General features: G+C 35.6%; 16 protein-coding genes. 2 read left to right on the top strand and 14 right to left on the bottom strand.

The window, feature by feature from the left end; translation table 11 throughout:
• Positions 1-61: 61 nt before the first annotated feature.
• The 5 genes from PBT89_RS09660 to PBT89_RS09640 all read right to left on the bottom strand — a co-directional run bounded on the left by PBT89_RS09660 (position 62) and on the right by PBT89_RS09640 (position 5,699).
• Complete coding sequence (locus tag PBT89_RS09660) at positions 62-946, bottom strand: hypothetical protein (RefSeq protein WP_270061715.1); 885 nt, start codon at positions 944-946, stop codon at positions 62-64.
• A 33-nt stretch (positions 947-979) separates the two neighbouring features.
• Positions 980-1,177 (bottom strand): hypothetical protein, encoded by a 198-nt coding sequence (locus PBT89_RS09655; protein WP_270061714.1) that lies wholly within the window; start codon positions 1,175-1,177, stop codon positions 980-982.
• 318 nt (positions 1,178-1,495) lie between these two features.
• Positions 1,496-2,848: a M28 family metallopeptidase gene (locus tag PBT89_RS09650; RefSeq protein ID WP_270061713.1), complete on the bottom strand. Its 1,353-nt coding sequence runs from the start codon at positions 2,846-2,848 to the stop codon at positions 1,496-1,498.
• A 227-nt stretch (positions 2,849-3,075) separates the two neighbouring features.
• Positions 3,076-3,366 (bottom strand): YtxH domain-containing protein, encoded by a 291-nt coding sequence (locus PBT89_RS09645; RefSeq protein WP_270061182.1) that lies wholly within the window; start codon positions 3,364-3,366, stop codon positions 3,076-3,078.
• A gap of 125 nt (positions 3,367-3,491) precedes the next feature.
• A complete protein-coding gene (locus PBT89_RS09640; protein WP_270061183.1) occupies positions 3,492-5,699 on the bottom strand; it encodes a bifunctional alpha,alpha-trehalose-phosphate synthase (UDP-forming)/trehalose-phosphatase in 2,208 nt (735 codons plus the stop codon).
• 95 nt (positions 5,700-5,794) lie between these two features.
• Between PBT89_RS09640 and PBT89_RS09635 the strand changes: the two genes are divergently transcribed.
• Positions 5,795-7,594 (top strand): glycoside hydrolase family 15 protein, encoded by a 1,800-nt coding sequence (locus PBT89_RS09635; protein ID WP_270061712.1) that lies wholly within the window; start codon positions 5,795-5,797, stop codon positions 7,592-7,594.
• A gap of 21 nt (positions 7,595-7,615) precedes the next feature.
• Here PBT89_RS09635 and PBT89_RS09630 read toward each other — a convergent pair whose 3' ends face one another.
• The 9 genes from PBT89_RS09630 to PBT89_RS09590 form a co-directional block, all read right to left on the bottom strand.
• Positions 7,616-8,713, bottom strand: coding sequence for a mechanosensitive ion channel family protein (locus PBT89_RS09630; RefSeq protein WP_270061711.1), 1,098 nt, complete (start codon positions 8,711-8,713; stop codon positions 7,616-7,618).
• Positions 8,714-8,733: 20 nt separating this feature from the next.
• Positions 8,734-10,503 (bottom strand): mechanosensitive ion channel family protein, encoded by a 1,770-nt coding sequence (locus PBT89_RS09625; RefSeq protein WP_270061710.1) that lies wholly within the window; start codon positions 10,501-10,503, stop codon positions 8,734-8,736.
• 106 nt (positions 10,504-10,609) lie between these two features.
• The gene (locus PBT89_RS09620; protein ID WP_270061709.1) at positions 10,610-12,418 is read right to left on the bottom strand and encodes an acyl-CoA dehydrogenase family protein; all 1,809 of its coding nucleotides are present in this window, start codon (positions 12,416-12,418) and stop codon (positions 10,610-10,612) included.
• A 56-nt stretch (positions 12,419-12,474) separates the two neighbouring features.
• Positions 12,475-12,828 (bottom strand): four helix bundle protein, encoded by a 354-nt coding sequence (locus PBT89_RS09615; protein ID WP_270061708.1) that lies wholly within the window; start codon positions 12,826-12,828, stop codon positions 12,475-12,477.
• A gap of 51 nt (positions 12,829-12,879) precedes the next feature.
• The gene (locus PBT89_RS09610) at positions 12,880-14,073 is read right to left on the bottom strand and encodes an acetyl-CoA C-acyltransferase (protein WP_270061707.1); all 1,194 of its coding nucleotides are present in this window, start codon (positions 14,071-14,073) and stop codon (positions 12,880-12,882) included.
• A 48-nt stretch (positions 14,074-14,121) separates the two neighbouring features.
• Complete coding sequence (locus PBT89_RS09605) at positions 14,122-14,478, bottom strand: four helix bundle protein (RefSeq protein ID WP_270061706.1); 357 nt, start codon at positions 14,476-14,478, stop codon at positions 14,122-14,124.
• Between the two features lie 56 nt (positions 14,479-14,534).
• A complete protein-coding gene (locus tag PBT89_RS09600; RefSeq protein WP_270061705.1) occupies positions 14,535-16,940 on the bottom strand; it encodes a 3-hydroxyacyl-CoA dehydrogenase/enoyl-CoA hydratase family protein in 2,406 nt (801 codons plus the stop codon).
• 51 nt (positions 16,941-16,991) lie between these two features.
• Positions 16,992-17,450 carry a MarR family winged helix-turn-helix transcriptional regulator gene (locus tag PBT89_RS09595; protein WP_270061704.1) on the bottom strand — a complete coding sequence of 153 codons (459 nt, stop codon included), beginning with the start codon at positions 17,448-17,450 and terminating at the stop codon, positions 16,992-16,994.
• 162 nt (positions 17,451-17,612) lie between these two features.
• Positions 17,613-19,391, bottom strand: a complete 1,779-nt coding sequence (locus PBT89_RS09590; protein WP_270061703.1) for an AMP-dependent synthetase/ligase — start codon at positions 19,389-19,391, stop codon at positions 17,613-17,615.
• A gap of 313 nt (positions 19,392-19,704) precedes the next feature.
• On the opposite strand from PBT89_RS09590, the gene PBT89_RS09585 reads away from it, so the two are divergent.
• Positions 19,705-20,310 (top strand): DUF4136 domain-containing protein, encoded by a 606-nt coding sequence (locus PBT89_RS09585; RefSeq protein WP_270061702.1) that lies wholly within the window; start codon positions 19,705-19,707, stop codon positions 20,308-20,310.
• The last annotated feature ends 32 nt before the right edge of the window (positions 20,311-20,342 follow it).

Genomic DNA, 20,342 nt, shown 5'->3' with positions numbered 1-20,342 from the left:
CAGTTTTTGAGATAGTCCCAAAACTCCCGGTTTTTCCGGGAGTTTTTTAAAATGCTTAAGATTATTGATCTCTTCTTTTAAATTCGCTACGATTGTAAAAATCGTCTTCAGCTCTTAATCTTTTTCTTTCTCTAGATTCTATTTCATCTTCAGATAGAAAATGTTTCTCACGGTTCCAGTTGGTATCGTCGTCGTAAGTTTTTTCTGGCCGAATACCTTCTTTAGAAGTTGGAGTATCGTGAATCGATTTTGTCTCTTTTGAATAGTTATTTTCTGAAGAGGTTGCTCTTAATTGGGCTCTTTCTCTCTCCATTTTTTCTTCCCGGCTTTCTGTTCTTTCACGATCATGAAGCGTCTCAGATTTATAATGAAGATTTGCTTTTTCTTCAGCAATGCGTTTTTCTGTACTGCTGGGTTTATGAGCACTTTTTCTTGCACTATATTCATCTACTACATATTCATCATCAGTCAATTTTGCTTTTTTGCCTTGTATTTCATTAGGCGTATAATTTCTATTGTATGATGAAATTATATTTTTTTCGTAATCTCTAGAGATAGGATCGCCTGTGCGATATCTTTTGGTTTCAGAAAATATCTTATGATCTAAAGAATCGGTATGAATAAATTTTTCATCTACGTTAATATCAATTAATCCAATTGGAATGATGATATGGTTTTCACCTTCTTTATTAATAAATTCTTTAAATCCTGAATTATTATCTGGTGAGTATGGATCGTGGTTTTTATCGATAATAGATTGGTTAACTTCTACATCTACATACACAACCCTATCCAATTCTTTATTCACGATAAGATTGTCTACTTTACCTATGCTCATGTAATCACGATCCTTAACTTCCCAATTTCGGATGTCTGGATCTTTGCTTGATATTTTATAATTTCCAAGCTCGTTTAGATAATATAAATGCTTCTCTTTTGTTTTCATAACATACAAGTTTAGGATAATTAAATAATAGAATTAAACTTCAAAAATTAAGCTATCTGAGGCTTTTCTTGAAGTATGGATTTGTCCAATTTCCTCCATTTCGGTATTGTTTTCAACATCATCATCGGAAGTACTTCCGTAGAAATATAGAAATGCTAATACAGCTACAATGATGATAATGATAATCCAGGGCCAAATTTTTTTCTTCTTTTCAATTTTTATCTCTGCCATTGGTTTCGATTTATTGGTTAATTAGAAACTAAGGTAGAGTTGAAAAGTGCCAATTATACTTAAGTAAAAAGTAAACTATTGTTAATTAACTAAATATGTAAATGTTAAGCTTATCCAATTTTTGATTTTTTCTTTTGATATAGATAATTTTCTAAATGCAAGGCTTGTAGTAGCGATGATTTGCGCTTTAAAAAGTATGTATTTCTTTACTGCCAATAAAAGACAAAAAAATGAGAAATACGCATTTAATTTTGAGATTTGAACATAAAAAAAGGTTCTATCTATAGAACCTTTTGCTACTACTAATTATAGTAATTTTTATCTAAATGTACCTGAAGGAAATACGATTACGCTTTCGTGTCCGTTTTCACTAACAGCAGAAACTCCGAAGAAAAAGTTATCGATTACTACACCATCTAAGGTGAAATTAGTTACATTTTTACTTACAAATCTAGAATGTTGCCACTGTGGAGCTGTAGTTTCTCTCCAATAAATTTTATACCCTGAAATATTACCTTCTACGGCTTCCCATCTCAGCTTAGTATCGGCCTCAACTATTCCGCCAATCTCTACTTTTGCTGGAGCAGGCGGAGCCCACGCGAGGCTTGCAAGATTTATGGCATTAACGGCAGTAAGCTTTTTTGCGTAATCAAAATTAACACCTTCAATTACATCACCATATTCAATTCCATTTTCAGTTCTTATATCTTGATGTTGGCGATTATAATTTTCATGGGCTTCCATAATTCGTACTCCGGCAAAACCAAGATCGTTAAAAGGTCGATGATGCCCTCCACGCCCAAACCTATCGAGTCTATAAATCATCATAGGATTCATTTCTGGCATATAGGTTTTGGTGGTTTTGTGGATATATCTTGCTAATTGTCTTGAAATTCCATCAACTTCGCCTCCGTAAAATCTGCGCATATTACGTTCTTTCTCAGTTTCTGTAGGCGGAACGGGTTCAGAAAAAATTCTAAAATCACGATTACTAATCACGCCATCTACCCCTTCGATATTCCCTATCATATCGTTATTTAAAATACCAATGATATCCCAGTTGTTCTTTTTAGCGTATTGGGCTAAACCTTTACCGCCAAAAAGTCCCTGTTCTTCACCGCTAAGACCCACGTAAACAATACTATTCTCGAATTCATACTGAGATAAAACACGTGCAGCTTCCATGGTACCGGCCATACCACTCGCGTTATCATTAGCTCCAGGTGCATCAATTTTAAAATCCATTGTATTACTCGCACGAGAATCGATATCACCACTCATAATAATATAGCGATTAGGATATTTTTTTCCCTTCTGAATAGCAACAACATTTACAACCCAGGCATCTTTTGGGATTCTGCTGCCATCTTCTTTTTTAACGAAGTCTTTCTGATAGAAAACATCCATACAATTACAATCTGAAGCTATATTATCGAATTCAGATTTTATCCATCGACGTGCAGCACCAATCCCACGTTTATCAGAAACGGTATCACTAAAAGTATTTCTGGTACCAAAATCCACTAATTTTCTTATATCAGCTTCTATACTATCTGCTGAAATTTTATCGATGATATCATATATTTTAGGATCTGTATTTTGAGAATATAAAGATCCTAAAGAAAAAAAGATAATTAGTAGGAGAGAAGTAACTGGTAATTGTTTCATCATAAGATTAGATTATTTTAAATCTGTAATTTAATCAAACTTTGCTTTTACAAACAAATGCATTTACTGTTTTAACTGAATTAAAAAGCTAATAGTGAATACAAATTATGATATAACATCGCTAAAAGGAATAGCGAGCTGTTTGAAGATTTTCTATATCCATCATTCATTTTAAAACATAAAAAAGCCTCGAAAGATTCGAGGCTTAGTAAAACATATTTATTTAAGATTTAGCTTGCTTTCATCTCGTGGATTTCAGCTTTTGCTTCATTTATCTTTTCTTCAGATTTAGAATTGGTAAGGTTAGCTTTTGTTCTAGCCTTAAGAGCATCTATTTTGTGATTAACAGCATCTGAAAAGTCTGTTACTTTACCCTTGGCTCCTTTATAATAATTGTCACTTGTTGTAGCAATTGATTTTCTTGTATCCTTACCCTTTTTAGGAGCAAATAATAAACCTGCTGCAATTCCTGCTGCAGCTCCAGATAATAATCCTATTAAAATTTTTCCTCCTGATCTCATAGTTTCGTTTTTATTGGTTCGTAATTAATTGAGATGTAAAATTACTTATAAACAGACTGATAGCCTCACTTAACGAGTTAATCTTGATATAAACTTTCTCATTATTTCTCAATAATTTTAACAAATTAGTCTAAAAAGGATCTCAAAATCTCTCTAACTCTTTTTGTATCGTTTACGTAATAATTGGCACTTGTCTTTTTGATACCCACTTTTACGGTGTACGATTTTCTTGGTAATTCTTCGAACATGTATTCATCTGTCCAATCGTCTCCTATTGCAAAAATGAAATCGTAATTATCACCCACCAATTTTTTGGAAGAAGCTTTACCTTTATTTACCCCACTGCTTTTAATTTCTAAAACTTTGTTCCCTGCCAATACACTTAATCCTCGATTAGAAACTAATCCTTTTAATGTATTAGAAAGCTCATTTGCTCTAAGATCACCAAGGTCTGGATCTGCTTTTCTATAATGCCAAGCTAAGGAATAGTTTTTTTCTTCTAAAAATGTTCCGGGAGTACGATCAACAAAACTTTCTATAACCGGTCTTACGGCGTCCATCCACTCGTTTTTTACATTTTCAGATAATTCCCATTCGCAATTTTTTTGACGCATCCATGCACCATGCTCAGAGATAAGTTCAATAGATGTTCCTTGCCACCAATCCCCAAGTGTTTCTTTATCTCTACCACTAATTATTACTACATCGGTTTTTTCCTGAGCGTTTAGCTGGGTCACTAAATCAATTAGTTCTTTATCGGGACGCGCTTCTTCAGGTTTATCTTTAAAATCGACTAATGTCCCGTCATAATCTAAAAATAATATTCTTTTTTCTGAAGTTTTATAATCTTCCACTAATTGATCGGCAATTTTGGGAGTTATACGTATAGACTCAAAAGATTTGCGATTATCTTCAGTATGTTCTAAAGCACTCATAAAATCTTTAGCCCATTTTTCAACATTGTATCTTTTTAATCTTTTCTGAAGCGTTTTATTTCTTTCAATTTGTTCTTCTTTGGGCATTTCAATAGCTTGTTTTAGGGTGATAGCTATTTGCTCAAAATTATTTGGGTTAATGATTAGTGCTTCGTTCATTTCGTGCGCAGCACCTGCCATTTCACTTAAAATAAGAACGCCGGTATGATCTGTTCTGGTAGCAATGTATTCTTTTGCGACCAAATTCATCCCATCTCTAATAGGAGTGAGTAGTGCAATATCGCAAGATGTATAAAGATCAATAAGATTATCGAATGGCATAGAACGATAGAAATACCATATTGGCGTCCAGCTTACGGTGGAAAATTTACCATTTATTCTACCAACTAATTCATCTATTTCACGCTTCAGTCTTTGATACTGCGGAACATTAGATCTGGAAGGTACGGCAAGCATTACAAGACGTACTTTTTCTATAAATTCTGGATATTTATCCAGAAAATATTCGAATGCTCTAATTCGGTTGGCAATACCTTTAGTATAATCTAGCCTGTCGATACTTAATATTAGTTTGGCATCTGGAGTAGCTTCTAAATGTAGATCTAATCTTCGCTGCAATTCTGATTGTTCGTCCTCGGTTCCTCGGAAGTGGTTAAGTGCAGCATCCTCGAATTTTTTATAATCAATTCCCATGGGAAAAGAATCTACCTTTACAATTCTCTCTGGCAATGTTACTTCATTAAAATCAACCTGATGGCGTAAAATCCTTGTAACTGAACTTAAAAAGTGTCGTTCGTAATCGTAGGTATGAAATCCAATTAAATCTGCACCAAGCATTCCTTCTAAAACCGATTCACGCCAAGGTAAGGTTCTAAAAACTTCGTAAGAAGGAAAGGGGATATGATTAAAGAAGCCAATTACGGCTTCTGGTTGTTCATCTCTTATAAGTTTAGGGACAAGTAATAATTGATAGTCGTGAACCCAAACCCGATCACCTTCCTCGTAATATTTAAGGACTTCTTTGGCATATTTGATATTTACCTGCTTATAAATTTCCCAGGACGAGTGCTCTGCTTCAGTAAATTCCATAAAATAGTGAAATAGAGGCCAAATGGTACGGTTACTAAAACCGTAGTAAAAACCATCCACTTCTTCTTCACTTAGGTTTACCGCAACACATGCTTCAGCCTTTGCTTTTTCTTTAACGTCGTCTACTAAATGATCTGGAATTTCTTCTTCAGTTAAACCACTCCAACCAATCCAAATACTATCACCATCACGGTGAAAAGATTTTAATCCAGTTGCAAGTCCACCGACGCTCGGCGTGACTTCAAGATCATCGTCTTTTAAAGAAATTTTTAGGGGTAGACGGTTAGAAATAATAATAGTTTTACTCATAATTATATGCTAAGACTGTTGTTGCCAATTTGAATTTTACTAAATTTCGGGAATTCATTTTAGAATACCATTCTTTTAAAAGAAATTTAAGATATATGGACAATTTAGATTACGGAATAATCGGAAATTGTAAGAGTTGTGCGCTAATATCCAAAACTGGATCTTTAGATTGGTGCTGTTTGCCGGCATTTGATGCTGCTGCTGTTTTTGCCAAAATTCTCGACGAGAATAAAGGAGGTAGTTTTGAGTTTAAAGTTAGTGATGATTACAATATTTCGCAAGAATACCTTTGGGAAACAAATATATTATCTACCGTTTTTGATAATGGAGAAGATGCTTTCCAATTAATAGATTTTATGCCGAGATATCCAAGGGACGATGGTTCTTATTATTCTCCACCAGATATTATTAGATTTTTGAGATTACTTAAAGGTAAACCAAAATTTAAAGTCATTTATAATCCAAGATTGGATTTTGCCAGAGAAGAAACGTACAACGAAAATAAAGGAAATTATATTAAGAGTTATACTACCGAGGGCAAGTATGATTCGTTATTCTTTTATTCTAGCCTTGATCTGGAAGATATTTTACAGCAACGCGAAATTACACTTACCGGTAACGCCTATTGTTTAATAGGATACCATGAAAAATTGATCACGCAATCCTTAGATCGTTCGTATCTTAAATTCCAGAGAACAAAAACTTACTGGATGAACTGGAGTGAGAAAACCACCAGGTATTCTCATTACAGTAACGAGATTATGCGTAGTGCTTTAGTGTTGAAACTCCTTAGCTATAAAAAATCTGGTGCCGTTTTAGCAGCAGCAACCACCTCTTTACCTGAAACAATAGGAGAAGAGCGAAACTGGGATTACCGTTTTTGCTGGATTAGAGATGCTTCGATGGTAATTAAGGTAATGGCCGGTCTAGGTCATGTAAAATCTGCAAAAGACTTTTTACAATTTATTATAGATATTATACCAGACAAGGATGAAAAAATCCAAATTATGTATGGTATTGATGGACAAAAAGAACTTACCGAACATATTTTGGATCACTTAGACGGTTACAAAGGTTCTAGCCCTGTTAGAACTGGTAATGCTGCATATATCCAAAAACAAAATGATATCTACGGAATTTTGATGGAAGTAATCTATCAACAATTTCTACAATTTGAAACTTCATTAGAAAATAGTGAGGAATTATGGACTGTGGTTCGTGGTATTGTAATGATTGTTGAGGAAAACTGGCAAAAACCTGATAAAGGAATTTGGGAATTAAGGACTGAGGATCGTCATTTTGTATTTTCCAAACTTCTTTGTTGGGTCGCGATAGATCGAGCTATTAAAATTGGTGAAGTCTTAAGAATGGGGATTAACGATACACATTGGAAAGCACTTAGAGCTGAAATTTACGATGATATCTATAACAAAGGTTGGAACGAAGAGAAACAAGCTTACACGCAGTTTTATGGATCATCAGATTTAGATGCTAGTACTTTATTAATGGAATCTTATGGATTTATAGATGCTAAAGATCCTAGGTTTATAAGTACAGTACAAGCCACAGAAAAAGAATTGTGTAATGATGGTTTAATGTATCGTTATAAGAATAAAGATGATTTTGGTTTACCATCATCGTCATTTACCATTTGCACTTTTTGGCTTATCAATAGTCTTTTTAAAATTGGAGAAGAGCAAAAAGCTAAAGCTATATTTGAGCAGTTGCTTTCTTATAGTAATCACTTAGGATTATTTAGTGAGGATATTGATTTTGAAACAAAAAGACTTCTAGGGAATTTCCCGCAGGCTTATTCACATTTAGCGCTAATTGAAACAGCAGCAAACTTCAGTAAAGGTCATATTTCTGAAGAAAATGCATTTAGCGGTTTTTAATAGTTGAAATAAATAAAATAATCAAATTGAAGGTGGTGTTGTTTCAGTAGGATTCTGATCTTGCTGAGGGAGCACCACTCTTGTTTTTGGTAAACTATGTGGATAATTTTTGCGGATAAAATCGATGATTTTTTCCCGAATATAAACTCTAAGATCCCAGGCAGTGGGCGAGTCTTTAGCACTCACTAAAATTCTAATTTCTACGGATTTTTCAGTAGCATCGGTAACCTGAAGCACATTTACCTTTCCGTCCCATAAATGAGTGCCTTCCAATAATCTTGTTTGTTCTTCTCGAATCGCATCAAATGAAACATCATAATCGGTATATATAAAAACCGTCCCCATTAAATCAGCGGATTTTCTCGTCCAATTCTGAAATGTGTTTTCAATAAAATATGTAGAAGGAACCACCAATCTTCGTTTATCCCAAACTTTTACGACCACATAAGTAAGCGTAATTTCTTCGATCCAACCCCATTCTCCTTCAACGATAACCGCATCTTGAAGTCTAATTGGCTGTGTAATGGCTATTTGTATTCCGGCTAATAGCGTAGCAATTGCCTTTTGTGCGGCTAAACCTACAATAATACCGGCGATTCCTGCAGAGGTTAATAAACTAACTCCGACCGACCGAATACTTTCAAAACTCATAAGCGTAATACCAATGGCTAATATCACTAAAATGAAAATAATAATATTTTCAAGGATAGTAAATTGAGTATAAACTTTTCTAGCTTTTAAGTTATCTGAAGAAGAAACATCATACTTACGAAGCATCCGTTCTTTAAAAACCTTTAAACAAACAATCAAAAACCAGGTAATAGAAATAGTTAATAGTGCGATTATGACATGCCTGGCAACGTATTCATATTCTTCGGAATTTGAGAAATCTGAGATATTACCAATCCATAACAATATAGCCAATAGAAAAAGCAAAAGAGGTATGCGTATTCTACGCGCAAAATTAACCGGCAGAATATTACGCGGATCTTTTCCGATTTTTTTTATAAGGTATGATGCTAAGTAGAAACTAAGCATCAATCCAACAATACCGTAAATTATATATTTCAAGCTATTGCGGGTTAGAGCGTTATCTTCAACAATAAGTGTTATAATCATGTGGGGTGATTTATTTAAGTTTACTTATTTTTGTGGGGAAATTCCTGAATTCTTACTCGAGATGTTGCCAGATGTTCACCATCTTCGAGGTCTGCTATAAACCGAACTAAATCTTCTCTTAAGCTACAATGCAGATCCCATGTTGTAAATGCATCTTTCGCACTACAAAGGCATCTTATTTTTATAGCATTTTCAGTTACTTCTGATACTTGTACAACGGGCGGTTTTTCCTCGTCCCAATCATCAGAAGCTTCTAAAAGTTCTTTAAACTTTTTTCTTACTTTTCCTACATCGATTCGATAATCTGCGTATAACGTAATTGGTCTAATTTGATTGGCGGCAGTAATAGACCAGTTTTCAAAAGTATTAGAAATTACATATTTTAAAGGAACAACTATGCGTCTCCAATCCCATGTTCTAACAATCATGTAAGTAAATCTGATATCTTCTACGTATCCCCAGTTATCTTCTATAATTACGGTATCTCCAATCCTTGCCGGTTTCGTAATTGCAATTTGTATTCCCGCAATGATATTTCCTAAAGTACTTTGCGCCGCAATACCTAAAATTACGGTGGCAACTCCGGCAGAAGCTAATAGCGAAATGCCTAATTTTTCTAAAGATCTAAATTGAGAAAGTACTATTGATGCTCCAACAATTATTACTACAAAAGTTGCTACCCTTCTGGCAACCGAGATATAAGTTAACATTCTGCGAGCATCCGTATTTTCTTCCAAGCTGGTGTCGCCTATTTTTTTCTCGGCGGCATTGAGCATAAAGTAGTCGATAATTCTCATGAAGAACCATGTAATGGAACTTATAACTATGACTAACAGCAGAGCATAAATACTGCTGGCGAATGTGCCTGCAAACGAAATTAGGTGATTTAATAATAAGTAGAATGTAAGGACGCCTACCGCTAAGCCTGCCGGTGCTGCTAGTTTTGTGGCGATATCCTGAATCCAGGTTTTTTTTGATTTAGAAAGTAGTTTTCTTATGCCATACGCAGTTATTCTTCCTAAAAAATAGCATAAAAAAGCAATTATGAGAGTGCTAACAAACTTCCAAATAGGAATACTCCACAATTTAATTCTAGCCCAATCTGGGAATATTCGATCTAATTTTCTGGGGCCAAACTCTGCGTAAATTGCATCGATGTTTTCTACCGTATTTTGTGAAATTAGCCAAAAAGCGCCGTAATCTTTATATTTTATTCTCTGAACGCGCATTATGATATCTCTACCATCCAATTCAACTTCTCCAAATACAATACTTCTTCGCGGCTTTCCTGCTACAGCTTGATTGGTGGTCGTTTGAACATCTATTTGTCCATCGGGTCTATCTGGTAAATCGTCCCAGCGAATATTTACGCGCTGATTGATCACAAAATAGAGTTTTTCAGCTAAAGTAGCTGCTTGCTCTTTTGTAGTAGTATCTGGCAGTAAATTTAAATTTAATGCGTAGGCTGCATCTTCATAATTTTCATTTCGACATTGAATAATAAAGTGTTCTAACGTAGCTTGCGGAGTTTGCAAATTGAATTTTGTAGGCGCAAGTCCTGTGATATTATTCAGTCTATTTAAAACATAATAGGCTTCGTTATATTCTTTAACTGCATTAGATCCAAAATTACCATTTTCAGGAACTGTCTTTTCATTACTTGGTAGCGTTGTAGGATCCTTCTTTACTTTTACTGAATCTTCTGTTGCTTTTTGTTGGGCTTGGACGAAGTTATAATTCAATAAAAATAGTACTATAAAAATCTTCGAAATAGAAAGTTTTCTTGACATATCCGACAAGTTACATTCATTTCATAATAGATTTTATTATCGTTTTGTTAAAATAAAAAGAGCTGCCTTTGGCAGCTCTTTTTCGATTTAAAAATCTCAACTTAACTTAAAAACAATACTTATTTTCTGCGATTAATTTATCGGCAATTTGAGTTCTTAATTTGACTACGTTCGGGAAGTTGTCGTATTTCGTGAAACGTTTCAATCCCATTAACATCATTTTTAATTCGTCACCTTCAGCAAAAGAGATTATTCCTTCTTTAGCTTTTGCGTTGATTTTTTCAACGGCATTATAAAGGTAAAGCTGAGCCATGGCTATTTGTTCTTTCTGACTTTCTTCACCAGAACGTTTGGCGTTCTTTTCGGTTCTTAAAATAGCCGATTCCGCCATATACACTTCAATTAAAATATCTGAAGCTGCTAATAACAATTGCTGATGTTCTTCCAGCTGAGGTCCAAATTTCTGAACAGCGCTACCGGCAACCATTAAAAATACTTTTTTCAGCTTTTTGATCATTTCTTTTTCTTCCGCAAATAATTCAGCATAATCCGGTTTGTCGAACGACGGAATTCCCATTAATTCTTCTCCAACGGCTTGTGCGGGTCCTAAAAGATCTACGTGACCTTTCATCGCTTTTTTTACGAGCATACCAACACTAAGCATTCGGTTAATTTCGTTGGTGCCTTCATAGATTCTAGAAATACGAGCATCTCTCCAAGCCGCTTCCATTGGTGTATCGGCAGAGAATCCCATTCCTCCAAATACCTGAATTCCTTCGTCTGAACAATTTTGAATATCTTCGGAACAGGCTACTTTCAAAATTGAACATTCTATGGCATATTCTTCAACACCTTTTAATTCGGCTTCAGAATGAGAATTACCACTTTCTAGACGAAGGTTAATTCGATCTTCGATATTTTTAGCCGCTCTATATGAAGCCGATTCTCCCACGTAAGCAGAAGTTGCCATTTCTGCTAACTTCATTTTAATCGCTCCAAATTGTGCAATAGGCGTTTTAAACTGAACTCTTTCATTGGCATATTTTATCGCATTGTTCGTTACGCGACGTTGCGCATCTAAACACGCTGCTGCCAATTTAACGCGACCTACGTTTAAGGCATTCATAGCAATTTTAAAACCTTCACCGCGACCCGCTAACATATTTTCTACCGGAACTTTAGTTTCGTTAAAGAAAACCTGACGGGTAGAGGAGGAGTGAATCCCTAATTTCTTTTCTTCCTCTCCAAAGGAGATTCCGTTGTCACTATCGTTTTTTACGATAAATCCGGTGATGTTTTTATCATCTTCAATTCGTGTAAAAACAATAAAAACATTCGCAAAACCGGCGTTAGAAATCCACATTTTCTGTCCGCTAATGCTGTAATGTTTTCCATCTTCAGAAAGTACGGCTTTGGTTTTTCCTGAATTGGCATCACTACCCGCTCCCGGTTCTGTTAAACAATACGCACCAAACCATTCTCCGGTCGCTAACTTAGGCACATATTTTTTCTTTTGCTCTTCGGTACCGTAAAGCGTGATCGGCATAGTACCAATTCCGGTGTGCGCTCCAAATGCAGTAGCGATAGATCCGGTTGCTCCAGAAATATAATCGCAAACCAACATGGTAGAAACAAATCCCATTCCGAGTCCGTCATATTCTTCCGGCACAGCAACACCAAGAAAACCAAGTTCTCCGGCTTTTTGCATCACCTCTTCGGTGAGTTTATAATCTTTCTTTTCGAAGCGTTCTCGATGTGGAATAATTTCACGTTCTACAAATTCTTGTACAGAATCTTTCATCATTTTCTGCTCCTCGTTAAAATCTTCCGGAGTAAAAACGTCTTCGCATTTGGTATCTTTTACTAAGAATTGACCACCACGAAGAATATCTTTTTGTTCAGTTGTATTACTCATTTTCTTTAAGTTTAAATTATTAAAAGAACAGAGAGAAGAGATAATAGAAAAGAGACTTATAAATTGTTTTGAAAGCTCATTGCCATTTTCTGAAATTCTTCAATTTTATGTTCAATTTTGTTTAAGGTTTCTTGATCTATATAATTTCTATGTTTTGCCACTAATAATTGTGTTCCTAACTCGAATGATGAACCAAGAGATATATTAATAAAATGACTGAATGATTTATCTGAGCGAGAAGAGCCTTCAGCTAAATTACTTGGTATAGAAACTGAAGCGCGGCTCATCTGTGAGCTTAAATCATATCTTTCGTGAGTGGGAAAATTGCATAATACATCTGAAATATCATTGGCAATTTCTAAACCTAATTTCCAGATTTTTAAATTCTTATAATTATGCCTTTTCGCCATTAATTTTATGTCTAGTCTATTATCTATATTCTCTACTCTATTCTCTATTTTCTAATTCAAAAATTCATAAACCCCCGCAGCACCTTGTCCGGTTCCCACACACATGGTTACCATAGCGTATTTGTTGTTGAGGTTGCGTTTGCGCATTTCATCAAAGATTTGCACCGATAGTTTTGCTCCCGTACAACCTAAGGGATGTCCCATTGAAATGGCCCCACCATTTACATTTACTAAATCTTGATTCAATCCTAATTCACGGATTACCGCTAAGGACTGAGAGGCAAAGGCTTCATTCAATTCGATTAATGAAATATCATCTTGCTTTAATCCGGCTTGTTTGATGGCTTTCGGAATCGCTTTAACCGGTCCAACCCCCATAATTCTTGGCTCTACACCCACAGCGGTATAACTTACCATTCGGGCGATAGGTTCAAGATTGAGTTCTTTGACCATTTCTTCGCTCATCACCATTACAAAAGCAGCACCATCACTCATTTGTGAAGAGTTTCCGGCGGTGACACTTCCACCTTCTGCAAAAACAGGGCGTAGTTTGTTCAACACCGCTTCAGAGGTATCTTTACGCGGACCTTCATCTTTAGTTACGGTATAGCTTTTAGTTTTCTTTTTTCCATCAGCATCTACATAGGTCTGATCAACTGTAATTGGGACAATCTGATCCTGAAAACGATCTTCTGCTTGCGCTTTTATCGCTTTTTGATGCGAATTGTAGGCAAATTCATCTTGATCTTCCCGAGAAACTTTGTACTGATTGGCTACCGCTTCCGCCGTTAAGCCCATTCCCCAGTAATAATCTTCGTGACCTTCTTTTGCGAGTTTATAATCGGGAACCGGTTTGTAACCACCCATTGGAATGTAACTCATACTCTCGGCACCACCGGCGATAATACAATCGGCCATTCCACTTTGAATTTTTGCCGAAGCAATGGCGATGGTCTCCAATCCAGAAGCGCAATAGCGGTTTACCGTCATTCCGGCTACGTCTTCGGTTTTTAATCCCATTAACGAGATTAACCGACCTACGTTTAAACCTTGCTCCGCTTCGGGCATTGCATTCCCTACAATCACATCGTCGATACGATTCTTGTCAAATTCCGGAAGTTTATCCATCATATATTCGATGGTTTCCGCTGCCAGTTCATCTGGTCTTTTAAATCTGAACACACCTCGAGGAGCTTTCCCCACGGCGGTTCTGTATGCTTTTACTATATATGCTGTCTTGCTCATTTGTTTTATTTTAGAATTTAGAAGCTAGAGACTAGAGTCTAGACTTTTCTATTTAAGATTATCAATTAGTTTTCCTAACATTTTTTGTAATTGATGAATTTTATCTTCTAGGTCTTGAAAAGAATTTTCATCAAGATAACTTTCATTATATGCAACAATCAATTGCGTTTCCCACTCATAAGCAGAGCCTAAACTCGTTTCTAAAAATTGCTTAAAATGTTTATCTGAACTTTTACTAGATCCTTCAGCTATATTCGATGGAATCGATACGGCGCATCTATTCATCTGACTAACAAGATTGAATTTTTCAAAATCTGGGAATGTCCTTGTTAACCTGTAATTTTCGCTAACAAGATAAATTCCGTCTTGCCAAACTTTTAATTTCTGAAAATTATGTCGAGCCATATTGAACTGGTCTAGCTGTCTAGTATCTATTCTCTAGAGTCTTTAATTACCAAATATTAATTCCTTAGTGGTTTCCCCTTCTGCAACATATGCTGAAGGCGTTCTAAAGTTTTACGTTCTCCGCAAAGGCTTAAGAAAGCTTCACGTTCCAAGTCTAATAAGTATTGTTCACTAACGTAAGAAGCTTCAGATAGGTCTCCACCAGCCATTACGTAGGCTAACTTATTGGCGATTTTCTTATCGTGGTCGCTAATGTATTTTCCGGCATTCATTTGGTCGGTTCCTACATAAAAAGCTCCTAATGCTTGTTTTCCTAAAACTTTTATATCGTTTCGTTTGATAGGCTGTGTATATCCATTATCAGCCATTAGCATTGCGTGCTGCTTAGCGATTGTTAATAGATTATCACGATTCACTACTACAATATCTTTTCCTTTTTGAAGAATATTAGTATCGTAAGCTTCATAGGCCGAAGTAGATACTTTTGCCATCCCAATCGTCAAGAAATTCTCACGTAATCGGTTCAACTCTACATCATCTTTCTGGTAGGTATCAGCAGCTCTTAAGGTCATTTCTTTAGAACCGCCACCGCCGGGAATTACCCCAACACCAAATTCCACTAAACCAATATAGCTTTCGGCGTGAGCCACCACTTTATCGGCGTGAAGCGAAAGTTCGCAACCACCACCTAACGCCATATTATGCGGCGCAGCAACGGTTGGAATGGAGGAGTAGCGCATACGCATCATCGTATCTTGGAAGTATTTGATCGCCATATTCAGCTCGTCATATTCCTGTTCAACCGCCATCATAAAAATCATCCCAATATTGGCACCTACCGAGAAATTTTTTCCGTCGTTAGACACTACGAGTCCGCGGTATTCTTTTTCAGCTAAATCAATCGCTTTATTGATTCCGTCTAAGACATCACCGCCAATCGAATTCATTTTACTGCGGAATTCTAAGTTAAGAATGCCATCACCTAAATCTTCAACGACTACACCGCTATTTTTAAATACAGCCTTAGATTCGCGAATATTATCTAAGATGATATAGGAATCTTGCCCCGGAACTTTTACGTGTTCTTTCTTCGGAATTTCATAATAATAGGTGTTTCCTTCTTTTACGGAATAAAATGAAGTAATGCCGGTATCAACCATTTGGGTCACCCAAGCTGCAGGCTTGTAACCTTCAGCTTTCATCATTTCGATTCCTTTTTCTACACCAATGGAGTCCCAAACCTGAAATGGGCCGTGCTCCCATCCAAAACCGGCTTGCATCGCATCATCGATCTTGTAAAGTTCATCAGTAATTTCCGGGATTCTGTTAGAAGCGTAAGCAAATAATGCGGAGAAGTTTTTGCGGTAAAACTTTCCTGCTTTTCCTTCATCTTTAATTAAAACTTTATAGCGATCGCTAAGTTTATCGATGGTTTTGGTTTGCTCTAAAACATTAAATTTCGCGCTTTTTCGATCGCGAAATTCCATCTTATTTAGATCAAGCGATTTGATTTCGCTGGATCCATCTTTTTTCTTTTCTTTTTTATAAAAACCTTGCCCCGTTTTGCTTCCCAGCCATTTGTTATCCATCATGGTTTGGATAAAATCGGGTAGCGCAAAAAGATCGTGCGCTTCATCTTCGGGAACGTTTTCGTAAAGACCGTTAGCGACGTGAACCAAGGTATCTAAACCAACCACATCGACGGTACGGAAGGTAGCTGATTTTTGTCGACCAATTACCGGTCCGGTTAATTTATCGACTTCTTCAATGGTCATATCCATATCTTTTATCATATGGAATAAACTCATAATGCTGAAAATACCAACGCGGTTTCCGATAAATGCCGGAGTGTCTTTAGCGATCACTGATTTTTTACCGAGGAATTTTTTTCCGTAGTGATTCAAGAAATCTAACACCTCTTTGGAAGTATCGGGTCCCGGGATAATTTCGAATAAACGTAAATAACGTGGCGGATTGAAAAAGTGTGTTCCGCAGAAATGCTTCTGGAAATCTTCACTTCTTCCTTCGTTCATAAATTTAATAGGAATCCCGGAAGTATTGGAAGTGATTAAAGTTCCCGGAGTTCTATGTTTTTCAAGTTTTTCAAAAACCTGTTTTTTAATATCTAATCGTTCTACCACCACTTCGATGATCCAATCGACTTCAGAAACTTTAGCGATATCATCTTCTAAGTTTCCGGTGGTTATGCGATTGGCAAAATCTTTATGGTAAATAGGAGAGGGCTTCGATTTTAAAGAATTTTGTAACGAGTCGTTAACAATACGATTGCGCACTTCTTTATCTTCTAAGGCAAGTCCCTTTTTCTGTTCCTTTTCATTGAGTTCTCTAGGAACAATATCGAGCAATAATACCTCGACGCCAATATTGGCGAAATGGCAGGCAATACCGCTACCCATAATTCCTGAACCAATGACAGCAACTTTATTGATTTTTCTGTTCATAGTATAAGTTCTGGTTTTAGAAAACTTCATATTTAGAATATTGAAGTCTGGTTATTTATTCTTTAATTCAATCTCTTGATTATATATTTTTTTGTTTGCTATAAGATCAGTAATAGTATTTGCTACTTCTGTAAAGGTTTTTAGATCCTGTTCGCTAACGTTTTCTTTTACAGCTTCATCAAACCTTAGAACCACTCCTTTAGAGAAATCTCTCATTTCTAATCCAAATTTGGTTAGATAAATTAATACGCTTCTACCATCGTTAGGGTTTTTTCTGCGCTCGATCAATCCTTTAGTTTCCATAGTTTTGAGCATCCTGCTTAAACTGGTAGCTTCCATTCCCATTTTTGGTCCGAGGGATGTAGAGGGTGTTCCTTTTTCGGGATCTATGCTAAGAAGTGCGAAACCTGTAGCCATTGTGCTACCTGCTTTACCTGCTTCTTCATTATACATTTTAGAAACAGCCATCCAGGTTGCTCTCAACACATAATCTATTGTTTTTTCTTTCATAAATTGTTCTAAGCCAATCAAAGATAATAAAATATATTATGCATGCATAATAAGTAAATGTGAAAATTGTTAATTCTTCATTATATCTTTTTCAAAATATAGAATAAATAAAAAACTCTCCTTATAAGGAGAGTTTTCTGTGATAATAAAATAATCAATTTTTTATCTGTCGTAAATTTGATCGTATAAATGACGATACTTTTCTATTACATTTTTCCTTTTCACTTTCATAGTAGGGGTTAAAAGGCCCTCTTCCACACTCCATATTTCTGGAGTTAATTTAAATTTTTTAACCTGCTCCCAGCTACCAAAATTTTTATTATAAAAATCGATTTCTTGCTCTATACGATCATTCACCATTTTATTCTCTGTAATCTCTGATAGAGAACCTTCGCCTAAATCGATATTCTTTCTTGAAGCCCATTCTTTTAAAAAGTCGAAGTTTGGCTGAATCAAAGCAGCCGGCATTTTCTCTCCTTCACCTACAACCATAATTTGGTCTATAAACTGTGATTGTTTCATGGTGTTTTCCAATATCTGCGGAGCTACATATTTGCCGCCAGAAGTTTTGAACATTTCTTTTTTACGGTCGGTAATTTTAAGAAAACCGTCATCGTCGATTTCTCCGATATCTCCTGTGTGGAAAAAGCGATCTGAAGTTAATGCCTGATTCGTTTTTTCTTCATCTTTATAATAGCCCATCATAACACTTGGACCCTTGGTGAGAATTTCTCCGTCTTCTGCAATTTTTACTTCTGAATTCTTTATTGGTTTTCCAACGGTTCCAATTTTAAAGTTATGATCTCTTTGATCGTTTACTGCAATAACCGGTGAAGTTTCAGTAAGTCCGTATCCTTCCATAACAGGAATTCCTGCAGCAGCGAAGACTCTGGCGAGTCGAGGTTGTAATGCAGCACTACCAGAGACAATTAATTCAATATTTCCGCCTAAACCTTCTTTCCATTTAGAAAATACGATTTTTCTGGCTAAATTCAATTTGAACTCATACCATGATCCATTTGCACCGTAAGGTTCATATTGATGTCCTAATGCTAAGGCCCAATTGAATAAAGCTGTTTTTATACCACCGGCAGAAGATCCTTTGGCAACAATCTTGTCGTAAACCTTTTCAAGTAAGCGCGGCACAGCTGTAATCACATTAGGTTTAACTTCTTTCAGGTTTTCACTCAGCATATCGATCGATTCAGCAAAATAGATCGATACCGCATAATATTGATATAGATACAAGATCATTCTTTCAAAAACATGGCAAACTGGTAGAAAACTAAGCGCAGTATATGTTCCAAAATCAAATGGAACCCTTGGAGCACTTCCCAAGACATTACTCACTATATTTTCGTGAGAAAGCATAACGCCTTTGGGTTTCCCCGTAGTTCCAGAAGTATAAATCAACGTAGCGAGATCTGTCGTTTTGATCGCATCCATACGCTCCTGAACCTCTTTTTGATTACCTGTGTCTTCTCCTAACTTCAGGACTTCTTTCCAATTTTTGCAATCTTCAATTTCATCAAAACTATATACTTCTTTAAGCTGAGTATTAGCTTTTATTGCATTGATTTTGCTTAATACCTCTTTATCAGATACAAAACAATATATTGCTTCACTATGATTTAAAACATATTCATATTCCTGTTGGGAAATCGTTGGATAGATAGGTACATTTTGAGCACCTATTTGTAAAATTCCGATATCTGTAATATTCCATTCATTACGATTTGTAGAAGAAATAATCGCAATTTTATCGTTGGGTTTAATGCCCATTCTTAGCAAAGCGCGGCTTACTTTATTAGCTTCATCGATATATTCGTTAGTAGAAATTTTCTTCCATTCACCATTGTACTTTGTAGCTAAAGCAGTTTGCAGCGGATAATTTTTTTGCTGAAAATAAGGGAAATCAAAAAGACGTTTTATAGTATTCATCTACTTTTTCATTATCAGTATATTGCAAAATAGCAAAATACAGCAGTTTTTGGACTGAATATAACAAAAAGAATAGAAAAATTATTAGAATTTTATAAAGTTTTTATTTTGTTTTCTCTTAATGGCGGTTTGACTAGTGCGGCACGATATAATTATTTTGATCTGAAAAGCTTGAAGATTAACTTCCATTATAAAAAGATTTAAACTTTTACATTTTTTATCTCAATTTTAGCGCAATCAGTTAAAATGATTTTAAAATCAATTCAAAATTTTCTTTTACGTTATTGGATGTTTAGTTTCACGTAAAAATTTTATGAAAAATAAAAACATTTTTATTCCAATTTTAATTGCTATCTTTTGTTATGCCTGTGGATCTCAGGTAAAAACTGTAAATCCGGATAAAAATAGCCTCAAGAATTATAAAAGCTTTGCCTTTTTACCCAATGCAAATTTAAATACGAATACGGACGAGCAAGATGTGAGTAAAATAGTGGTTGAAACTATTAATGAAAACATGAAGAGGGCTGGTTACACGTTAGATTCAGACAGTCCGGATCTTTTGGTACTTATAAGTTCTAAAAAAGCGATAGAACCTACAGCGCAACAAAATCCTGCACTTCAAAAAGATTATGCCTCTTATCCTTATACTGATGGCGTAGGTAGAGTAAACCCGGCTTACGGTAATTATTATTATGGTGGTTATGGTAACTTCGGAAGAATTACCGGATATGATACCGATTCTTATGAATATGAAGCTGGTGCTGTAATTATCGATTTAGTAGATCGTAAAACCAAAGAAACAGTTTGGAAAGGCACAACAAAGAAAAACCTTGTCGATCAAGCCGATTTAGAAGCTCAGGAAGAAATGGTAAATCTTGTATTTAGTGAATTCCCGGCATTTCAGAAAGATTCAGAATAATATTAAGTCAAATTATTAAAAAAGCCGCTGAA

The sequence above is a fragment of the Zunongwangia sp. HRR-M8 genome (assembly GCF_027594405.1).
Lineage (GTDB): Bacteria > Bacteroidota > Bacteroidia > Flavobacteriales > Flavobacteriaceae > Zunongwangia.
The sequence above is the reverse complement of the archived record's forward strand: the minus strand, read 5'-3'. Positions and strand labels throughout refer to the sequence as shown.